This is a genomic window from uncultured Cloacibacillus sp., from assembly GCF_963926575.1.
Lineage (GTDB): Bacteria > Synergistota > Synergistia > Synergistales > Synergistaceae > Caccocola > Caccocola faecigallinarum.
In genome coordinates this window covers 147,615-166,252 of record NZ_CAWUXW010000003.1, presented here as the reverse complement: position 1 = coordinate 166,252, position 18,638 = coordinate 147,615, and the positions used below count along the sequence as shown (strand labels likewise).

General features: G+C 61.6%; 18 protein-coding genes. 2 read left to right on the top strand and 16 right to left on the bottom strand.

The window, feature by feature from the left end; translation table 11 throughout:
- Positions 1-263: 263 nt before the first annotated feature.
- Both ABGT66_RS05835 and ABGT66_RS05830 read left to right on the top strand, forming a co-directional pair.
- A complete protein-coding gene (locus ABGT66_RS05835; protein WP_346689448.1) occupies positions 264-1,436 on the top strand; it encodes a DUF6348 family protein in 1,173 nt (390 codons plus the stop codon).
- A gap of 12 nt (positions 1,437-1,448) precedes the next feature.
- A complete protein-coding gene (locus ABGT66_RS05830; RefSeq protein ID WP_346689446.1) occupies positions 1,449-2,330 on the top strand; it encodes a DUF4261 domain-containing protein in 882 nt (293 codons plus the stop codon).
- Between the two features lie 95 nt (positions 2,331-2,425).
- Here ABGT66_RS05830 and ABGT66_RS05825 read toward each other — a convergent pair whose 3' ends face one another.
- The 16 genes from ABGT66_RS05825 to ABGT66_RS05750 all read right to left on the bottom strand — a co-directional run bounded on the left by ABGT66_RS05825 (position 2,426) and on the right by ABGT66_RS05750 (position 18,562).
- Positions 2,426-3,418, bottom strand: coding sequence for a divergent polysaccharide deacetylase family protein (locus ABGT66_RS05825; protein ID WP_346689445.1), 993 nt, complete (start codon positions 3,416-3,418; stop codon positions 2,426-2,428).
- Positions 3,419-3,434: 16 nt separating this feature from the next.
- Positions 3,435-4,640 (bottom strand): S41 family peptidase, encoded by a 1,206-nt coding sequence (locus tag ABGT66_RS05820; protein ID WP_346689443.1) that lies wholly within the window; start codon positions 4,638-4,640, stop codon positions 3,435-3,437.
- A gap of 21 nt (positions 4,641-4,661) precedes the next feature.
- The gene (locus ABGT66_RS05815) at positions 4,662-5,876 is read right to left on the bottom strand and encodes a peptidoglycan DD-metalloendopeptidase family protein (protein ID WP_346689441.1); all 1,215 of its coding nucleotides are present in this window, start codon (positions 5,874-5,876) and stop codon (positions 4,662-4,664) included.
- Between the two features lie 28 nt (positions 5,877-5,904).
- On the bottom strand, positions 5,905-6,768 hold the full coding sequence (locus ABGT66_RS05810) for a permease-like cell division protein FtsX (protein WP_346689439.1): 864 nt from the start codon (positions 6,766-6,768) through the stop codon (positions 5,905-5,907).
- Positions 6,769-6,775: 7 nt separating this feature from the next.
- On the bottom strand, positions 6,776-7,471 hold the full coding sequence (locus tag ABGT66_RS05805) for an ATP-binding cassette domain-containing protein (RefSeq protein WP_294194566.1): 696 nt from the start codon (positions 7,469-7,471) through the stop codon (positions 6,776-6,778).
- 4 nt (positions 7,472-7,475) lie between these two features.
- Complete coding sequence (locus tag ABGT66_RS05800; protein ID WP_294194564.1) at positions 7,476-8,414, bottom strand: transketolase C-terminal domain-containing protein; 939 nt, start codon at positions 8,412-8,414, stop codon at positions 7,476-7,478.
- The gene (locus ABGT66_RS05795) at positions 8,401-9,201 is read right to left on the bottom strand and encodes a hypothetical protein (protein WP_346689437.1); all 801 of its coding nucleotides are present in this window, start codon (positions 9,199-9,201) and stop codon (positions 8,401-8,403) included. The genes ABGT66_RS05800 and ABGT66_RS05795 overlap by 14 nt, the downstream gene beginning before the upstream one ends.
- Positions 9,194-10,204 carry a polysaccharide pyruvyl transferase CsaB gene (csaB, locus tag ABGT66_RS05790; protein ID WP_346689435.1) on the bottom strand — a complete coding sequence of 337 codons (1,011 nt, stop codon included), beginning with the start codon at positions 10,202-10,204 and terminating at the stop codon, positions 9,194-9,196. The genes ABGT66_RS05795 and csaB overlap by 8 nt, the downstream gene beginning before the upstream one ends.
- Before the next feature lie 17 nt (positions 10,205-10,221).
- Positions 10,222-12,126 carry a DUF5693 family protein gene (locus ABGT66_RS05785; protein WP_346689433.1) on the bottom strand — a complete coding sequence of 635 codons (1,905 nt, stop codon included), beginning with the start codon at positions 12,124-12,126 and terminating at the stop codon, positions 10,222-10,224.
- Positions 12,123-12,737: a Maf family protein gene (locus tag ABGT66_RS05780; protein ID WP_346689431.1), complete on the bottom strand. Its 615-nt coding sequence runs from the start codon at positions 12,735-12,737 to the stop codon at positions 12,123-12,125. The genes ABGT66_RS05785 and ABGT66_RS05780 overlap by 4 nt, the downstream gene beginning before the upstream one ends.
- The gene (locus tag ABGT66_RS05775) at positions 12,713-12,961 is read right to left on the bottom strand and encodes a hypothetical protein (protein ID WP_346689429.1); all 249 of its coding nucleotides are present in this window, start codon (positions 12,959-12,961) and stop codon (positions 12,713-12,715) included. The genes ABGT66_RS05780 and ABGT66_RS05775 overlap by 25 nt, the downstream gene beginning before the upstream one ends.
- A gap of 1 nt (position 12,962) precedes the next feature.
- Complete coding sequence (locus ABGT66_RS05770; RefSeq protein WP_303148402.1) at positions 12,963-13,772, bottom strand: undecaprenyl-diphosphate phosphatase; 810 nt, start codon at positions 13,770-13,772, stop codon at positions 12,963-12,965.
- 124 nt (positions 13,773-13,896) lie between these two features.
- Positions 13,897-15,603 (bottom strand): ribonuclease J, encoded by a 1,707-nt coding sequence (locus ABGT66_RS05765; protein ID WP_346689427.1) that lies wholly within the window; start codon positions 15,601-15,603, stop codon positions 13,897-13,899.
- A gap of 91 nt (positions 15,604-15,694) precedes the next feature.
- A complete protein-coding gene (locus tag ABGT66_RS05760; RefSeq protein ID WP_346689425.1) occupies positions 15,695-16,318 on the bottom strand; it encodes a DUF6198 family protein in 624 nt (207 codons plus the stop codon).
- Positions 16,319-16,439: 121 nt separating this feature from the next.
- Positions 16,440-17,978, bottom strand: coding sequence for a glutamine-hydrolyzing GMP synthase (guaA, locus tag ABGT66_RS05755; protein WP_346689423.1), 1,539 nt, complete (start codon positions 17,976-17,978; stop codon positions 16,440-16,442).
- Between the two features lie 119 nt (positions 17,979-18,097).
- Positions 18,098-18,562 carry a prepilin-type N-terminal cleavage/methylation domain-containing protein gene (locus tag ABGT66_RS05750; RefSeq protein ID WP_346689421.1) on the bottom strand — a complete coding sequence of 155 codons (465 nt, stop codon included), beginning with the start codon at positions 18,560-18,562 and terminating at the stop codon, positions 18,098-18,100.
- Positions 18,563-18,638: the final 76 nt, after the last annotated feature.

Below are 18,638 nucleotides of genomic sequence, written 5' to 3'. Positions count from 1 at the left end.
ACGATAGCCTCGCCCTCAACGTACTGAGGAACTGCCGCGAAAGTCGTGGAAGCGGCGACAAGAACAGCAAAGGCTGCAAATATACATCTTCTGAAATTCATGCAAAACCACCACACGCAATAAATTTTACACATTTATTATAAAAGTAGAAAATCGGCCGTTCAACGGTACGACGGCAGGAAAAGCATATATCACATTATATAATAGCGCCGAGACGCCGAGCGCGCACGCCGTAGCAGCTTCATTAGGGAGGACGAAAAATCATGAAGCAGGAACCTTACGAGTATACAGCGAAATGGAACGATGCAGGAGAGCCGCTCGACAAAGAAAGTGCGCTCGATTTTATACGCGACCTTATTCACGGCTCTCTCGGCATGAAGGACTTTATCGAGGACGGCTGCCTTTACTGCCCCGACAGCCAGTTAACCTTGCGGCCTGAGATAGAAAGCCTCATGGAGCAGGGCGCGGTCGTCGATTTTTACATTGAAGCGCCGCAGTGGGGGACGGAGATTTTCGAATGCTGCGCGTCGCCGGGCGAGACGGCGAAGCACGCGCTCGGCATGGCGCTCTGTTCGTTCATGCTCTCGCTGATGCCGGCGATTGCGCGCATGGAGCGCGGCGAGTACGACGAGACGTTCGAGACGAGCTTCGCGGGGCGCGCGCACCGCTGGCGCGCGACGCTGAGCGACGTCGTAGGCGTCGGATGCACGCCGCATGAGAACACGCCGAACTTTTACTGGAACAAGCTCAAAGAGGGCGTCTTGAAGCGCCTCGGCAATCAGAAGCTCTGCTATGTGAAAATCTACTGCGCGAAGGTGGACGGCGATGTCACGGGCGAGTGCCGCGTCAACGACATAAAGAGCAAAGAGCTGAGCGACATCGTCGCAGAGATTGGCGCACAGTGGGAGACGGAGGGCTTCGCCTCGCAGAAGATGTTCGTCCTCATACGCCAGGACGAGGCTACCGTCGCGCCATACCCGTACTGGGGAAGCGCAGGCCGAGCGGCGCTCAAGACAAAAATCAGGCGCGCCGTCAATCTCTTCAACGACTGCAAAACACAGGAAGAGTACGACAAGCTTCCCGAAACGCTCAAGCTTCAGCTCGGCGACGCGACGCTCGCGGAGGAATGCTATCTTTTCCTGCCAGAGATATGCGCGGAGAACGAGTTCGACACTCTGGACTTCGACGAGCAGATAGCGCCTGGCCTCTATAAGTCGCAGCTCGCGGACTACTGGACGATGCACAATCTGCTTTTCGAGCTTTTCGCCGAGGGCGTGTTCGGCGACGCGGCTTCCGAAATCTACTGGGACTATATCACCTTCAGCTCGGTCTACGGCGTGGTCTGTCAAATGATGGAAAAGAACGGCGAGGAGGCGCCGCTCGAAGGCTGCGTGTCTACGCATTTCAATTTCTCCGAGGGCTTCAAATTGAGATAGGAGGGCGCAAAGATGGAAAAATCGTTCAAGCAGGATTTGAAAGGCAAAAACGACTTCCCAGGCGCGCCGTTCATCGTGCGCATGCTTTTCAGGGAAAAGCCCGAGCTCCCGGAGGCCGGGAAAAGGACGGAAATTATGGAAAAGCACTGCGGCCCAGTAGAGATGTTCAGCTGCGACGGAAATATGGCGGGCTTTGCCGCCTCCGGCTGCATGGCGAAGTTCAAGGACGGCGAGGTGCCGCCGCAGCTTTGGATTCTCGGCGCGTCGGAGTTCTCTGCGGACGGTGTAGACGATTTTACGAAGAGCCAGATGTGGGACTGCATGGACGAGCGCGACGAAATTCTCGGAGCCTGCCGCTGGCAGATGCACGCGTCGGACATGCTTGCATTGCTGCCCGCGCTCGAACGCGCGAACCTCGACATGGATTTCACGGACGCGCTCGCGGAGCTCTTCCCCGACTGCGAGGCGTTTCTCTTTCAGAACACGGGCAAGCTCGTGCGTGCCCGCGACGTGCGCGCGCACGGGCTGAGCGGCGCGGACAGATACATACGCTTTGGCCTGCACGCGAGGTTCTTCAACGTCGAAGGCACGGACGACATGGTCGTCGATACGCTCGGCATGGGCACGCTGTTCATGCCGGATTTGCAGTACCATTTCCACAGCCTCGACCCGAACTGGCTGGTTCATCACGCATGCAGCACCGCGCTCTACATACTTGAAAACGATTGTCCGATAAAGTCAGGCGAAATCATAGACGGCGTGGAGGCGGAGACGGGGCGCATCAGCCGCAGCGTGCCGTGGCGCTGCCGCTATGAGCAGGCGCTCATACAGCCCGCGCGCGAGGTGCTCGACATCGAGGCAGGAGAGTTCGCGTCGGGACCGCGCAAGAGCTAGCGCGCGGACGTACAAAAAATAAAAAATCCCCGCGTCGTTTATGGCGCGGGGAATATTTTTGCCTTTTTCGTAAATTCTGCGCCGCGCGCTTCGCGTTACTTCTTTTTCGGCGCGCCGTTATCCATCAGCGCGAGCATCTCGGGGACGGTGACGAAGCGGACAGGGAGGTTTTTATAGCGCGCGTTGAGCTCTTCGAGGAAGGCGACGGTCGCCGGGCGGAAGTGGCAGATTATGAGCAGCGCGCCGCGTTTCTGCGCGTTGCGCACGAGCTCGTCGAAGCGCTTCGCGATTTCCGCCTTGTCGGTCGAGTTGTCGAGGAAGCCGCGGTTTTGCAGCGCGGGCACCCCGGCTTTGCGCGCCTCGTCGTAGGCGACGCTCTTGCCCGTCGTGCGGCTGTCTACGAATACGAGGCCGCGTCTCTTGAGCACCTGCATGAAGGGGGCCATCAGCTCGCGGCTCTCCGTTGCGCGCGAGCCGCGGTGGTTGTTGACGCCGACGACGCCCGGCAGCGAGTCGAGCGCTTTTTCCGTCTTCGCGCGTACTTCGTCCGCGGTCATTCCGCGGCCGATTATAAATTTTCCAGTCTCTGAATCTTTATCAACCTGCGCCTGCATCGGCAGATGGAGGATGTAAGGCACGGACTTCGACGCCGCGAGCTGCGCCGTCTCCTTCGAGTACTGGCGGTATGGCATTATCGCCCACGTCGTCGGAATGTCGAGCGCGGCGACGCGGCGTGTCAGCTTCATCTGACTGCCGCCGTCGTCTATGACTATCGCGAGCAGCGGCGTTCCGTCCGCGCGCGGATAACCGCATACCGGCGGCTGCGCTTTCGGCGCTTCCGCCGCTTGCTGCGCCGCGGGCAACCCTTCGTCGGCCGAGACGACGACCCACTCACGCGTCTTTGGCTCGGGCGCGGGCGCCGAGGCCGCGACCTCGGCGGGCGTCGCCTCCGGCTCCGCGAGCTTCGCGTAGCGTCCCTGATTTTTCAGCGCGACGGCGTAGACCGCCGCCGCCACCGCGAGGAGCAGAAGCGCGAACACTATTCCGCGCCTCCGCCTGTCCTTCGCTCTTTTGTAATGTTTAGCCAAGTGAGGCCATCTCCCGTTATTTCGTCTTCTTCATCTTGTCCTTCAGGACGGCGAGCGCCTTCTGGAACTGTTTGTCGTCTTTCTTGTTCTTCATCGGCTCGCCCTCCACCTTTATGTCGGGCTCGAGCCCCTTGTGGTCGATCACGAAGCCCGAGGGCGTATGGTAGCGCGCTATCGTCACGTATATGCCGGAGCCGTCGGGAAGGTTGAAGAGCGTCTGCACGGAGCCCTTGCCGAAGGTTTTCATTCCGACTATCGTCCCGCGCTTGTGGTCCTTTATCGCGCCCGCGAATATCTCGGAGGCGCTGGCGCTTCCCTCGTTGACGAGCACGACGAGCGGCAGGTCGTTGGCGAGGCCCGGCTTCGCGTAGAGAGTGTCGTTAGCCCGCTCGAAGCGTCCCTTCATGCCGACTACGACGCCGTCTCCGATGAAACGCGATGTGACGTCGACACATACGTCGAGCAGGCCGCCCGGGTTGTTGCGGAGGTCCATGATGACGCCCTTCGCGTTCTTCGACGCCGCCGTCTCAAGCGCGGCGCGCAGCTCCTCGTCGGTCTTGAGGTTGAAGTGGTTCAGTTTGATGTAGGCGATTCCGCCGCCGAGCATCTCGAGGCGCACCGTCTTTATCTTTATGACTTCGCGCACAATCTTGACTGGGATGAGCTTGCTTTCGTCCTTGCGGCGTATGTGCAGCGTGACCGGCGTTCCCGGCTCGCCGCGCAGCATCTTGACTATTTCGTTGCTCTCCATGCCGACGACCGTTTTGTCGTCGACCTTGATTATTTCGTCGAGCGGCTTGATCCCAGCGCGGTCGGCCGGCGTATCCTCTATCGGAGCGATGACGGTCGTCCGTCCGTCACGGTTCGCCATGTAGATGCCGAGGCCGCCGTACTCGCCCTCTATCTCCATATTCTCCTCGGCGAGCGCCTCGGGGTCGACGAAGCGCGTGTACGGGTCGTCGATGGAGGCGACGAGGCCGCGCAGCGCGCCGTAGTACATCTGCGTGTCGTCTATTTTGCCCTCTTTGTCGCCGTCGACCTGGTAGGTCGAGAGCGCGAGCTTCACCTGTTTTATTATCGCAAGCTGCTGCGGCGTGAAGGGCAGGCTCCGCTCCCAGTCCGCGCCGACTGCCTGCGGTATGCTGTAAAGCGAGACGCAGAGCAGCGCGCCGATGAAGATGCCCGTGAGCAGATGCAGTATTTTAGATTTCAAATTCTTCACTTACCTTTCCGAAAAGCCCCGTTACTTCAGATATTTCATGGGATTCACGGCGTCGCCGTTGACCCTTACTTCAAAATGCAGATGGTTGCCGGTCGCGACGCCCGTCGCCCCGACGCGGCCGATTACGGTCTGGCGCGTGACCTTCGCGTTTTCGCTGGTCTCTATCTTCGACATGTGCGCGTAGACGGTCGTGAGGTTCGCGCCGTGGTCGATGATGACGACCTGGCCGTAGCCGCGCATCCAGCCGGTGTAGAGGACTTCGCCGGGGTCCGCGGCCTTTATCGGCGTTCCCTTAGGCGCGGAGATGTCGAGCCCCGTGTGCGTTATCTTCGTCTTGAATACTGGATGCACGCGCGTGCCGAACTGGCTCGTTATCTTGCCCTGTATCGGCCACGCGAGGCGGCCGCCCTTGTAGTAGACCGGCGTCGGCGCTACGGGCTTGCCCTGCTTGCGCTTCGCTGCGTCGGCCTGCGCCTTGAGCTTCTGCTTCTGCTGGAGAAGCTTCTTTATCGCGGCCTGCATCTCCTCGGAGGCGTGCTGGAGCTCCTCCTGCTCCGCGAGGAAGAGCTTCTTGTCCTTTCGCACCTTCGCGAGCACGGCGTTGCGCTCGTCGGCGGCGGACTTGAGCTCTTTGTTCTGCTTCGCGAGGTCGGCGTTCTGATCCTTGAGCGTCGAGTGCTCCTTGCGCAGCTCCTCCTGCGTCATCGTAAGCTTGCGTTTCTCGTTCGTCAGGTAGTCGATGAGCTTTTTGTCCTGCTCCGCTATCTTGCCGAGCAGGTACGAGTTCGCTAGCGCGTCCTCCGCGCCGCGCGACGACATGAGCAGGTTGAACTCCGCGACGCCGCCGTACTTGTAGATATTCACCATGCGCTTCTTGAGTATCTCCTGCGCCGCGGCGATGTCCTTGTTCATCTTTTTTATGTCGGCGTCGAGCGTGAAGATGTTTTTCTTGACCTTCTGCATCTTCAGGCTCACGATGTTGACGCGCTGCTGCGTGACCGTTATCCGCTGGCTCAGCTTGTTGAGCTGGTTCGCTACGCTCTTTTCGCGCTTCGCCGTCTCGGTCAGCTTTTTCTGGTTCTGTGATATCTGTTTCTGTATCTTCTCGAATTCGCGCTCCTGCTGTTTTATCTGCGCGTCGATGTCGGATTGCTTCGCCGCGGCGAAGGCTCCGCCGCAGGCGCAGAGAAGCGCGCATATCGCGAGCGCCGCTATTGTCCTTCTGACTGCCGCCATGGCTTTCACCACCGTCCCGGTCGCCGCGCTAGAGCGGCTTCGAGGCCTTTCTGATGAATTTTTCGACCGCTATCAGGCTCGCTATGAGGCTGACGACCGCGCCGCAGCAGATAAGCATGATGAAGAGGTTCGCGAGCAGCCGCTTCGACTCGATGAACGCGATGAACGGCAGCATGTCGCGCAGCCGTTCGAGCGCGCTGAGGTAGGAGTAGCCGAGCGCGGTCGAGGCCGCGAGCGCGCCGAAGAAGCCGAGGATGAAGCCCTGTATCACGAACGGGAAGGCGACGTAGGTCGAAGTCGCGCCGACCTTCATCATCACGTCGATCTCCTGCGCGCGCGAGTAGACGGATATGCGTATCGTGTTGAAGAGCACGACGCCGCTCGCAGTGAGCGCGACGGCGAGCATGATTATCGAGAACTTTTCGACGAACGACGAGAGGCGCGTCAGCTTCTCCGCGACGTGTCCCGCGTAGACGATGTCCTCGATTTCCTTGACGGACGTGAGGCGGCTCGCAACGTCCGCGACCTGCGAGGCCTTAGCGACGTGTATCTCGAGGCTCGCGGGCAGCGGGTTCTCCCCGAGCAGCATCACCGCGTCGGCCTGGTTGCCGAGGCGCGCGCGCAGCCGTTCGAGCGCCGTCTCCTTCGTAATCATCGTCACGCTTTCGACGCCGCGTATGCCGCGCACCGCGGCCGCGGTCTTTTCGAGTTCGGCGTCGGCCTTGAGGTAGGCCTGTATCGAGAGCTGGTTTTCCATATTCGCTATGACGCTGCGCATGTTGAGGATGAAGAGCATCGTCGCGCCGACGACGAAGAATACCGCCATCGCCGTGAATATCGTGAGAAGGCTCATTCCGAAGTGACGCCATATCAGGCGCCATCCGTCCCGCATTATATATTTAATACGCGCCATCGCCTTCGTAGCCTCCGTCCTTCTCGTCGCGTATGATGCGCCCGCGCCGTATCTCGACTACGCGGTGCCTGTATGTGTCCACGAGGAATTGGTTGTGCGTCGCCATGAGCACAGTCGTGCCCGCGGCGTTGATTTCAAGAAGAAGCTGCATTATCTCGTCCGCAGTGTGGTTGTCGAGGTTGCCGGTCGGCTCGTCCGCAAGGATGAGCGACGGCTCGTTGACTATCGCGCGGGCTATCGCGAGGCGCTGCTGCTCGCCGCCCGACATCTGCGGCGGGTAGAGCATTCTGCGCCGCCATATCCCGACGGTCTTCAGAGCGTCCTCGACGCGCTCGCTTATCTCGCGCGACGGCACACCCATGACCTCGAGTACGAAGGCGACGTTCTCGAAGGCCGTCATCGTCGGCAGCAGGCAGAAGTCCTGGAAGACCACGCCTATGTCGCGCCGGTACATCGCGAGCTCGAAACGCCCCATCTTTCGCAGCGCGTGGCCGCCGACGCTGATATGCCCGCGCGTCGGGACGACCTCGCGGAAGATGCAGCGCATCAGCGTCGTCTTGCCGGAGCCCGTCTCTCCGATGAGGTAGACGAACTCCCCGCTCTCTATGTCGAGGTATACGTCCTCAAGCGCCACTATGTCGGGCTCGAAAATTTTGGAGACGCCGGAAAATCTTATGTCCATGCCGCTACCTCCTGCGCAGCGCCCACGCCTGCGCCGCCGCGTCGACGATTTCCTTATGCGTCAGGCCGTAGTACTCGCGCAGCTCGTCCGGCGTACCGCTGTTGATGAACTCGTCGGGGACGGAGACGGAGCGGAGCGGCACGGGATAGGTGCGTCCGAGGCATTCCGCCGCCGCGCCGAAAAGGCCGCCGATGCCGCTGTGGACCTCCGCAACGACGCAGCAGCCCGTCCTGCGGACTGACGAGAGCAGCGCCTGCTCGGGGAAGGGCTTGAGGCAGTAGCAGTCGATCACCTCGGCGCTGATATTCTGCCGTTCGAGCCGCTCCGCGGCCTCGAGCGCGCGGCTCACCATAATGCCGCAGGCGCATATCGTCACGTCCGTGCCGGAGCGCAGTATGCGCGCGCCGCCGAGCTTGAATATCTCTCCGGCGGGGTTCTCCAGCTCGGGCAGCGGCGTGCGCCCGAGGCGCATATAAAGCGGCGCGCCGCCTTCTTCTATTATTCCTTTCAGCGAGACGGCGTCGGAGGGGACGAAAAGGTGCATCCCCGGTATCGTCCTTGCAAGCGCGAGGTCGGAGAATAGCTGCTTCGCCGAGCCGTCGCTTGCGCTCGAAAGGCCGCCGTCCATCGCGGCGATGCGGACGGGCAGGGCCGGCATGGCGACCGCCTCGCGTATGTGAGCGTAGCTGCCGCCCATGAGTTCGAGGCTGCGTCCGAGCACCCAGGGCTTCGCGCCGGATAGCGCGAGCCCCGCGGCGCGCAGCAGCGCCGAGTGGGCCGGAGCGTCTCTCATAACAATCTTATCTTCGGGTATCGCGGCGAGCTCCGCGCACTCCGGCACGCTCTCCGTCAGAAGCAGAGCGAAGTCGCCGTTCGTGCGCGCGCGGTCCGCTATTATGCCGCAGAAGGCCTCGAAGGTCGAGACCGGTTTATTTATGTTCATTGGATCTTACCTCCAATTCTTCAAGCGCCTGGTCGAGCTCACCGAGGCTGAGGGAATGTCCGCCGTCCACAGGCTCCTCTCCGAAGAGCGAGAGGCCGGAGCCGCCGCGTGCCGCCGCGAAGAGCGCCTTCGGCCCGCCGGACGAGAAGTCGAACGAGGCGCAGGCGCTTTCAAGCGACGCGAAGTCGTCGGCCGCTGCCTCGCGGCAGTCCCAGCCGGAGCAGGCGCGGCGCGGGAGCTCGAAGCCCTCCTTTGACGCGACTATCATGAAAAGGTTCGGAAGCGGCTCGCCCGCGACACGCGCGGCCTCCTCCGCAAATTCCTCGGAACGGAAAGCCCTCTCCGAGACGAGAAAGACGACGCGCGGCCTGAAGCTGCGGCGCGCAAGCCCCTCCGCGAGCGCCGCGGCGGTCGCGAGCGACGGCTGCACCGTCAGGCACGGGGCGTCGAGCCCCGGTATGCGCCGGAAGTCCGGCAGCGCCTGCAGCATCGCGCCGAGACGCCTGTAGTGCCAAAGATGCTCGCGCTCAAAAAATCCGCGCCGCGCGAGCGCCGCGTAGAGCGCGGGGACGGCGCGCGGCATTCCGAGGACGAAGCGGTCCCTGTCCTCACGCCGCGGCTCCGACGGGATGAGCGCGAGCTCCTCCCAGTAGAGGTAGACGAGCAGGCTCGCGATCGCGAGCGGCGTCTCGTAAGGCCCGGAGCGCGCCATGCCGACCATGCGCAGCACGTCCTTGCGCACCTCGGCGGATATATTTTTCAGTTCTTCGATTCTTTTATCATCCATTGATTTCACAGCGGGCCGCCCGCAGTCCTTCCGCAAAAACTCTAGCGACCGACGCGGCCTCCGCCGCCGCAAGCTCCGCGGATGGCGGAGCGGAAAGCGTCGTCTCGCCGCCGTCTGTCAAAGCAATATTATAACGCATACAAAGCCCCGCGACCTTAGGATCATAGGCGCAGCCGGCGAGCGGAAGGCCCGAAAGCGCGGAAAGTATAAGAAAATGGAGCCGCATGCCGACAGCGCCGCAAGCGCGGCGCGCGGCGCGCGAAAAATCTTCCTTCGACGAAACAAGCGTAATGTCCGAAAGCTTTATGAGCCCCGCCGACGCGAGGCTCGCAAGTTCGGCCTCGTCCTCGCGCGACAGGGCTATGCCCGCGACCTCGAGCCCGGAGCTTTTCGCAAGCTTCATGCAGCCCGCCGCAGCTTTCTCCGCGAGCGCGCGGTATCCGGGACGCGCGTTGAAGAGCAGGAAATTCCCGCCGCCCTCCGCGCGCGGCACGGGCAGCGACGTCACAAGGTCGGGAGCGAGCGCTGCGCCGATTCCCATAGAGCCGAGAATATCGCGCGAGCTTTCGTCGCGCACGCCGGTGTGGACGCATGAGCCGAAGGCCCAGCGCGTCAGCGCGCGAGACAGCCCGCGGCGCAGCGGCCCCACCGACTGCCCCTCCGCCCAGACTCTGAGGCCGAGCAGCCGCGCTATACGCACAGCGGCGTAGTAGTAGACGCAGGAGCGCGCGCTCGTCGAATCCTGGAAAAGCCCGCCGCCGCCGAGCAGCAGGCTGCGGCTAGCGGCGCATGCGCGCCCTATCTCGCGCAGGCTCCAGCGGTTAAAGGCGCGGACGCCGTATCTTTCTTCGCTCTCGCGCGGAGCGGCGGAAAGCAGCGCGACGCGCTCCTTCGGCACGCCGCACGAAGCAAGCAGCCTCAGCGACGCTTCGCAGAGAAGCTCGTCGCCGAGGTTGCCGAAGCCGTAATATCCTAGAAGAAGTACGTCGAACTCTTTTTTCAACGCCGTGAACGTTTCCCCTACAGCCGGACGCCAGCCGCGCGTTTAAGCCTCGGCAGCGCCAGCCCAAGCGCCGCCGCGCAGACGACGCCTATCAGCAGGCCGAGCCACCAGCCGTTGAGCGTGCGTATCACGCTCAGATAGAGCGGCGTGTGGAAATGGCAGAAGGTGTTGACCGCCGAGCAGAAGGCGAGCGCCGCGGCGAGCCGCAGCACCTCGCGGTAATAAGGAATCAGCCCCTTGCGCACCGTGAACCAGTATATGACGAGCGCCGGATAGCCTATCATGAACTCCTTCGTGCGCGGCCGCACTATGAGCATATTCTCTACGAAATCGCGGAAGGCGACCTCCCAGCCCGGGACGTTCGAGACGTTGCCGCTGCGCAGCGCCATCACGAGCGCGCCGAGCATCACGACGCCGAGCAGCGCGAGCTCCGTCCATAGCGGCGAGCGGCGCATGACCTCGAGGAAGCCCTCCGGGTGGACGCGGCGTTTCATATCGTGCGCGAAAATAAGAATCAGCGGCAGCAGCAGCGTCAGCTTGACGCCCGAGAAGGGCGTGAGGCGCAGCGCCGCGGCCGACGTTCCGTAGAAAGACGCTATCGACAGCCCGCCCGCGACGACGGTCAGCAGCGCGAGAACGGCTCCGCGCACGCGGCTGTGGGCGCTTTCAAGCGCGCAGAGCGCCGCTTCGGTCGCGACGAGCGCCCCGCAGAGGCCGCCCGCGAGCCGCGCCGCGGCGGACGAATACCAGAGCGCGCCGCCGAGCGCCGCCGAGGCCGCGAAGAGCGCCAGCGCCGAGGAGAGCGGCACGGAAAGCTTTTCGCTGCCGTTCATCCGCGAACCGTAGAACCAGAGCGTAAAGACAAAGCATATCCCGCAGGCAAAGGCCCCCGCGAGCGGCGCGGGCCACACGGGCAGCGGCTTCGGCCATCCAAGCGCGTAGCCGCGCGCTTCGAGCGCCGCCTTATATTCGCCGAGGTCCTTCAGGAATATGTCGAGCCGTCCGCCCATCTGCAAATCGTACGGATGCACCATGACGAGGCGTATCGAGCGCTCGTGCACCGCGCGCACGTAGCGGTCGACAATCGTCGGGCGGCTGATGCTGCGCGAGATTATCTCCTCTTTCGTGAGGCTGTGCATCGGCACGACGAGGCTTCCGAGATTCCGCGCGAGCGCGGGGACGCCTATCTGCCGCACGAATTCGACCTGCGACAGTGTTATCCCCTTCGCCTTCATGACCGCGGCCAGCGGACGCACGTCGGGATAACCGGCGAGTATCGCGCCGGCGGGGATTATATTTTTAATCTGAGGATATTCGTTGGTGAGCCAGTCGAGGGCCTCGGCGACGTCCGCGCCGGAGGACGGCGTGCAGGGGCCAGGACGGAAGAGCGCATCTGCGCCGTTGGCGCGGCAGAATTCAAGCGCCGAGAAATCCGGGACGAGCGCAGAGGATTTGAACTCCTCCACCGTTCCCGGCAGAAGCGCGTAAACGTTGCCGCTCGCCTCGACGAAGCCGACGTTCGGAAGCTTGCGCTCGAGGTACGAGCGTAGCTGCGCGCCGTATGGCGAGTTCTTGCTCCAGCAGAGCACGGCGCGCGCCGCGTCCGCGTTCAGCTTCGCCGTAAACACAGCCGCCGGACCGAAGCGCACGCCGAGGCTGGAATACATAGCGAGCTCGTCGCCGGTGAACTCGGAGACCGCGGCTCCGGCGACGCCGAGCGCGTTTACCTCGCGCCATACGTCGGCGGGCGTTTTGCCGCTCTGGTAGGCGAGCGAGAAAATCTCGCGGCTGTCGGTGACGAAGGCCGCCGTCTTGCCGCCGCCCTCTGCGGCCAAGCGCGCGGAAAGGCCGTAAAGCGCGAGCGCCGCGGCGACGGCGAGCGCGAAGTACAAAAGGCTGCGCCGGTTGATGCTCTTCATCATTCATTCCCCCACTGCGCGGAAAGCGGCGCGCCCATAGAGGCGAACATGCGGCTCAGCAGGAACAGCGGAAGGCCGACGACGTTGAAATAGCAGCCCTCGATCCGAGAGGCGAGCAAAGTGCCGCGCCCCTGTATCGCGTAGGCTCCGGCCTTGTCCATGCTCTCGCCACATGCGACGTAGGCGGAAATTTCCTCGTCGCTCAGCGGACGGAAGGTCACCTTCGTTTCGTCCGTCTCCGACAAGCTTCTGCCGTCCGGCGCTATGAGCGCGACGCCCGTGAACACAGAGTGAGTCGCGCCAGCGAGGCGGCGCAGCATGGACTTCGCCTCCGCCTCGTCCTTCGGCTTGCCGAGAATCATTCCGTCTATCGCGACCACGGTGTCTGCCCCGACGACCCAGTTTCCTGGAAAGCGTCCAGCAACCTCCGAGGCCTTCTCAAAGGCGAGGCGTTTGACGAGATGCGCGGGCGTTTCGCCCTCCGGCTTCGTCTCCGTTATAAGCGACGGCTCGACGCGGAACTCCCAGCCGAGCCCGGCGAGAAGCTCGTGCCGCCTCGGACTGCCCGAGGCGAGGACTATGTTCTTTATCATCTTGTTATCACTATCCCGCATATCGCGCCGATGAGCGTGCCGAGGTTCAGCTTCAGCGCAAAGAGAAAGCCGAGCCGCAGCATCAGCAGGTCTATCTCGCGCACGTCCACCGTGAAGTCAACGATGTTGGAAAAAAGCAGCGACGTGGCGGAAAACCTCTGGAGAAAGAGGCCGAGCCACGTGCCGAGTATCATGCAGAGGAAAATCACGCCCCAGCGGAGCGAAGCGCTTTTTACGAGAGCCATATTACCATCCTCCCATGCAGGTCAAAATTACGGACAGGCCGCCGACCGCGAGGCAGTAGACGCCGAAGTACCACCACTTTGAGGCGATGACGAGCCGTTTCAAAAGGAAGAGCGACAGAAGGCCGCTCGCGAACGAGCAGACCGCGCCGACGAGCCATCCCTCCGGCAGCGTGGAGACGAAGCTGTCCCAGCCGCCGAACTCAAGGGCCTGGACGCAGGTAGCGCCAATTATCGCAGGTATGGAAAGAAGGAACGAAAAGCGGAAAGCTTCTTCTTTGGAAAGCCCCGAGGCGAGCCCCGCGATGATGGTCGAGCCGGAGCGCGAAATGCCTGGCATCACCGCGATGCCCTGAATTACGCCGACGATGAGGCCGTTTTTCAGCGTGACCTTGTCGCCGCCGCCGCGTATATAACGCGAGAGCAGCAGCATGACGCCCGTTATCAGCAGGCATATTCCGACGATCAGCGAATTGAGCGACGCGGCCTCGGAAAAATCCTTGATCGACATGCCGATGGCCCCAGTGACGCAGGTGCCGAGAGCGACGGCCCAGCCTATGCTCCAGCCGGGCTTGCTGCGCGCCGCGCCGCCGCCGAAGCCTTTGCACCATTCGACGAAGAGCGAGCATATATCCGGGAAGAAGAAAATTATCGTCGCAAGCGTCGTCGAGACGTGCAGCACAAGGTCGTAGTTGAGCGGCGGCATCTCCATGCCGAGGAATATCTTTGCGAGCGCGAGATGGCCCGAGCTGCTGACCGGCAGAAATTCCGTAAAGCCCTGTACGAGGCCGAGAATGATCGTATCCGTATTCATTTGCAGTTTTTACCTCATGTTCCTAAATTTTGCGCCCCGCCGCAAAAGAGCGGCGCGCACCGCCGCCAGCGCGCGGAAGATACGGCGCGGCGAAGCCGGTAAAAATTATATATCCTTCCGCGCCTTAAATATACGTTATAAGCGGTATGATGGTCGGATAATTGCGCGAACTCTTCGAGAAAACCTCGCGTATCCGCTTGCGTATCTCCGTCGGCAGTGTCTCGCGCTTCGCGCCGGGCGTGCGCGCGAACTGCGCGACAGCGGTCAGCACGGCGCTTTCAAGCTCGCCGAAGGTGCTTCCGTCGTCCGCAGAATATACGCTTCCGCGCGTCTGTATCTGCACCGGCGCCGCGGGCTTCATCGAAGCGTCGAGCACGACGGAGACGACGACGAGGCCGTTCTCCGCCATTTCGCGCCGCTCGCGCAGAATGCTGCCCTCGAACTCGCCGAGCACTACGCCGTCGATGAGCACAGGCCCGGCCTGCACGCGCCCTATCATCTCCGCGCGCTGCCCGCTGAAGCGAAGCTGGTCGCCGTTCTGCAAAATAAAGACGTTCTTCGCAGCTACGCCCATCTCGCGCGCAAGCTGCGCGTGGCGCACAAGATGGCGGTACTCGCCGTGGCACGGCACGAAGAACTTCGGCCTCGTCAGGCTGAACATCAGCATAAGCTCGTTGCGCGAGGCGTGGCCCGAGACGTGAATTTTCTCCTCGCGCTCGTAGATGACCTCCGCGCCGCAGGCGAAGAGCCTGTTCACCGTCTGGCTCACGAGCTTCTCGTTGCCGGGAATCGGCGTCGCGGAGATTATTACCAAATCCTTCGGCCCGAGCTTCACCTGGCGGTGCGCGCCGCGGCTCATAAGCACAAGGCCGGAGAACGGCTCGCCCTGACTCCCAGTCGTCAGCACGACGACGTGGTTGTCCGGCATATGCTCCGCCTCCTGCGCCGAAACGATAAGGCCGTCGGGCACGTCGAGGTAGCCGAGCTGCGCCGCGAGCTCGACGTTCGCCGTCATGCTGCGGCCGACGAGTACAGCCTTGCGGTTGAAGCGCGCCGCAGTCGCGAGAATCATCTGCGTCCTGTTGAGATTGCTCGCAAAGGTAGCAATGACGATGCGCCTGTCCTTATAGAGGCGGAAGAAACGCTCAAAGGTCTGCCCGATGACTTTCTCCGACGGCGTGGAGCCGGGACGCTCGACGTTCGTCGAGTCGGACATCAGCAGCAGCACGCCCTCGTCCCCGAGGCGCGCGAGAGTGCTGTAGTCTGGCCTGTTGCCGTCAGCGGGCGTCGGGTCGAATTTGAAATCTCCTGTGTGGACTATGACGCCGAGCGGCGTGTGAATGGCGAGCGCGAAGGCGTCGGGAATCGAATGGCAGAGCTGAATGAACTCAACCTCGAAGCATCCCGCCGTCACCCTGTCGCCCGGGCAGACGTAACGGTAATCGGGCGCGTAGCCCGTCCGCGCGTCCACCATCTTGTTCTCGATAAGCCCGCCCGCGAGCCGCGAGCAGTAGACCGGCACGTCGAGCCGGGGCAGCACGAAAGGCAGCGCGCCGATGTGGTCCTCGTGACCGTGCGTTATAAAAATAGCCTTTATCTTCGATTTATTCTCTATCAGATATTCAATGTCCGGGATGACGAAATCAATCCCGAGCATATCTTCCTCGGGAAACTTCAGCCCGCAGTCTACGATTATAAAATCGTCGCCGCAGCGGAAAACGGTGAGATTCTTCCCGATCTCCCCCATCCCACCGAGCGGGCAGACAGTCAGCTCCGGCTTTCTCTTCAGCCGCCTCCGCACGGAGGCCTTCTTATTCTCGGATTCGGCCATAAACAAACACAACCCCTTCCATAATATATCCTATCACGTCGCGCGATATTGGGCTATCCGTACAGCCGATATTCTTGACCGCTCCGCGGCGTCAATGCGTCCCTGCCCCAAGCCGCAGCGAAGCGTCCGCCCTTTCGTAAATTTTTATGATGCGCCCTATCGCAAACGCGGAGAGCACGGTGCCGGCGCCGATGCCGTAAAACGGCGCGCCGTAGGCGATGCACAGAAGGGCGCTTATCGCGACCAGCGAAACGTCGCAGACGTTCTTCACCATCGAAAACGGAAATTTGAAGACGTCGGAAATGGTCTGCACGATTCCCTCGACAGGCGTAAGAATCAGCCTGCTTTTGACGCACAGAAAAACGCCGAGCGCGGTGACGAACATCGTCAGGAAAAAGCATAGCGCGCCGGGGACGAGAGCGAGACTGAAGTCCGGTATGAGGAAGTCGTAAAAATCCGTCAGCAGCCCGAAAGCGAACGACAGCGGAATCTCAAGCGCGTACGTCAGCGTTATCCTCTTCGACAATACGCACTGCATAGAGACGAAAATCAGATAACATATAATCGTAGCGGCCCCGATCGAAATGTGATAAATTTCCGCAACGGCGTACATCACGGAGCTGAACGCCGCTACGCCCAAATCGTAGCGTATGTTCAGAACGACTGCGGCGGCGATAAGATTCAGCCCCGCTATATAAATTATGAAGCGCTTCATTGACTTACCTTCGTTTCGCAAAAAGCGCGGCCTTCCGAAAAAAGGAGGCCGCGCCGCAAAAATTTAATTTTTATCTTCGTGTAAGACTTTTATCGATATCCTTAATCGCTCGCGCGCGGCGTTACTCCCACTCAATCGTTGCCGGCGGCTTGGAGGTTACGTCGAGGACTACGCGGTTCACCTGCGGGACTTCGTTGCAGATGCGGCGGGCTACTGTGTCGAGGAGGTCGTAGGGGAGGCGGACCCATTCGGCGGTCATGGCGTCGAGCGAGGAAACGGCGCGGAGGGCGATTGTTTCGCCGTAGGTGCGCACGTCGCCGACTACGCCGACGCTGCGGACGGGCAGCAGCGCGCAGAAGGCCTGCCAGATGTCGTTGTAGAGGCCCGCTCTGCGGATTTCTTCGATGAATATCGCGTCGGCTTCGCGCAGGATGTCGAGGCGTTCTTTTTTGAGCTCTCCGAGGCAGCGGACGGCTAGGCCGGGGCCGGGGAACGGGTGGCGCTCAAGGAAGTGCGGCGCGATGCCCAGGACTTTTCCGACGCGGCGCACTTCGTCTTTGAAGAGGTCGCGCAGCGGCTCGAGCAGCCCCATCTTCATGTCGTCTGGCAGACCGCCGACGTTGTGGTGGCTTTTGATGACTCCGCCGCCGCCGTGTCCGCTTTCGACTACGTCGGGATATATCGTCCCCTGGAGCAGCCAGTCGGAGCCGCCGAGACGGCGCGCCTCTTCCTCAAATACGCGGATGAAGAGCTCGCCTATTATCTTGCGCTTGCGTTCCGGCTCGGTCACTCCCGCGAGGGCGGTGAGGAAGCGTTCGCCCGCGTCTACGTAATGCACGTTGAGGTTGAGCGAGCGGTAGGTCTCCATGACCTGTTTGCCCTCGTCCTTGCGCAGCATTCCGTGGTCTACGAATATGCAGTGTAGCTTGTCGCCGACGGCGCGCTGCGTGATTACCGCGGAGACGGTGGAGTCCACGCCGCCGGAGAGGCCGCAGATGACCGTCCCGTCGCCGACCTTCTCGCGTATTTTTTCTATTTCATGATCTATCCATTCGGTGCCGAGCGTCCATTCGGCCTTGCAGCCGCAGATGTCGAAGAGGAAGGCTGAGAGTATCTCCTGTCCTTTCGGAGTGTGTGCGACTTCGGGGTGGAACTGGAGCGCCGTCACCATGCCGTCTTCGGACTCGAAGCCCGCCATCGCGCCGCTTTCGCTGCGCGCCGTGACGCGGAAGCCCGCGGGCAGCCCTTTGACCTCGTCCCAGTGGCTCATCCATACGTCGAGCTTTTTGTCTCCGCCGCAGCGCGAGAAGAGCCGTCCGCCCTCGACGTCTACGACCGCGCGTCCGTACTCCGCCGATTCGCCGCGCTCCACGACGCCGCCGAAGGTGTGGGCCAGCATCTGCATACCGTAGCATATTCCGAGCACGGGGACGCCGGACTTTATGAGCTCGACCGGCACTGCGGGCGCGTCGTCGTCAAGCACGCTGCGCGGGCCGCCGGAGAGGATGATTCCTGACGGGTTAGCCGCTTCGAGTTTTTCTGCGGGCGAGTCCCAGAAGAGTATTTCGCTGTAAACTCCGAGTTCGCGCACGCGGCGCGCGATGAGCTGTGTGTACTGCGAGCCGCAGTCGATGATGAGGATTTTATTTTCTTTTTTCATTATGCGGGGGGATTCCCCTCACCTCCGGCAGTTGTTGAAAGTTCAGATTAGAGTATGCCATAAATTTATTTGAAAATCCAGCTTTATATTTTGCGATGCGCGGCGAAACGCGCGCGGCGCTATTTTTTGACTATCATGAATACCTCCGCGCCGCCGCTGTAGTCCGGGTCGTCGGGCTCGGCGGATGCCGAAGCGTAGAGCCCTGTCTCCTTCGCCATCGCGGCGAGACGCTCCGATACGCCGTTGCCCTCGGCGAGCTTTCCGCCCTTGTAGCTGAGCCACAGGACGTTTTCCGACGTTGTGAGCGAGTAGTCGTCGTTGTCGCTGACCGGTACGTCGAGGTATTTGTCGAAGCTCGCGCTTATCGCCTCGGGCCATTCGCCGCTGTCGGCGTAGTACATGACGCAGGCCGTCTTCATGCTGCGCATGTCGGAGACTATCCGCGTCGCCTCGGCCTTGTCCGTCGCGGCTCCCGTCGAGAGCATCATCATTCCGGCGAGTATTCCTATGATTATTATGACGATGAGCATTTCCACGAGGGTGAAGCCCCGCGACCGGCCGCGGGCGGCGTCAGTATGTTTCATGGACGATTCCTCCGTATCCTTATGATTTGATGAAAGCATGGTTTTGCAGCTTCTATGATGATAGCAGTTTTTGAGG

Excerpts from the sequence above, each read along its gene's own strand:
- ABGT66_RS05835 (WP_346689448.1), top strand. The coding sequence starts at position 264 with ATGAAGCAGGAACCTTACGAGTATACAGCGAAATGGAACGATGCAGGA.
- ABGT66_RS05830 (WP_346689446.1), top strand. The coding sequence starts at position 1,449 with ATGGAAAAATCGTTCAAGCAGGATTTGAAAGGCAAAAACGACTTCCCA.
- ABGT66_RS05815 (WP_346689441.1), bottom strand. The coding sequence starts at position 5,876 with ATGGCGGCAGTCAGAAGGACAATAGCGGCGCTCGCGATATGCGCGCTT.
- ABGT66_RS05810 (WP_346689439.1), bottom strand. The coding sequence starts at position 6,768 with ATGCGGGACGGATGGCGCCTGATATGGCGTCACTTCGGAATGAGCCTT.
- ABGT66_RS05805 (WP_294194566.1), bottom strand. The coding sequence starts at position 7,471 with ATGGACATAAGATTTTCCGGCGTCTCCAAAATTTTCGAGCCCGACATA.
- ABGT66_RS05800 (WP_294194564.1), bottom strand. The coding sequence starts at position 8,414 with ATGAACATAAATAAACCGGTCTCGACCTTCGAGGCCTTCTGCGGCATA.
- ABGT66_RS05795 (WP_346689437.1), bottom strand. The coding sequence starts at position 9,201 with ATGGATGATAAAAGAATCGAAGAACTGAAAAATATATCCGCCGAGGTG.
- ABGT66_RS05785 (WP_346689433.1), bottom strand. The coding sequence starts at position 12,126 with ATGATGAAGAGCATCAACCGGCGCAGCCTTTTGTACTTCGCGCTCGCC.
- ABGT66_RS05780 (WP_346689431.1), bottom strand. The coding sequence starts at position 12,737 with ATGCGGGATAGTGATAACAAGATGATAAAGAACATAGTCCTCGCCTCG.
- ABGT66_RS05775 (WP_346689429.1), bottom strand. The coding sequence starts at position 12,961 with ATGGCTCTCGTAAAAAGCGCTTCGCTCCGCTGGGGCGTGATTTTCCTC.
- ABGT66_RS05770 (WP_303148402.1), bottom strand. The coding sequence starts at position 13,772 with ATGAATACGGATACGATCATTCTCGGCCTCGTACAGGGCTTTACGGAA.
- ABGT66_RS05765 (WP_346689427.1), bottom strand. The coding sequence starts at position 15,603 with ATGGCCGAATCCGAGAATAAGAAGGCCTCCGTGCGGAGGCGGCTGAAG.
- ABGT66_RS05760 (WP_346689425.1), bottom strand. The coding sequence starts at position 16,318 with ATGAAGCGCTTCATAATTTATATAGCGGGGCTGAATCTTATCGCCGCC.
- guaA (WP_346689423.1), bottom strand. The coding sequence starts at position 17,978 with ATGAAAAAAGAAAATAAAATCCTCATCATCGACTGCGGCTCGCAGTAC.
- ABGT66_RS05750 (WP_346689421.1), bottom strand. The coding sequence starts at position 18,562 with ATGAAACATACTGACGCCGCCCGCGGCCGGTCGCGGGGCTTCACCCTC.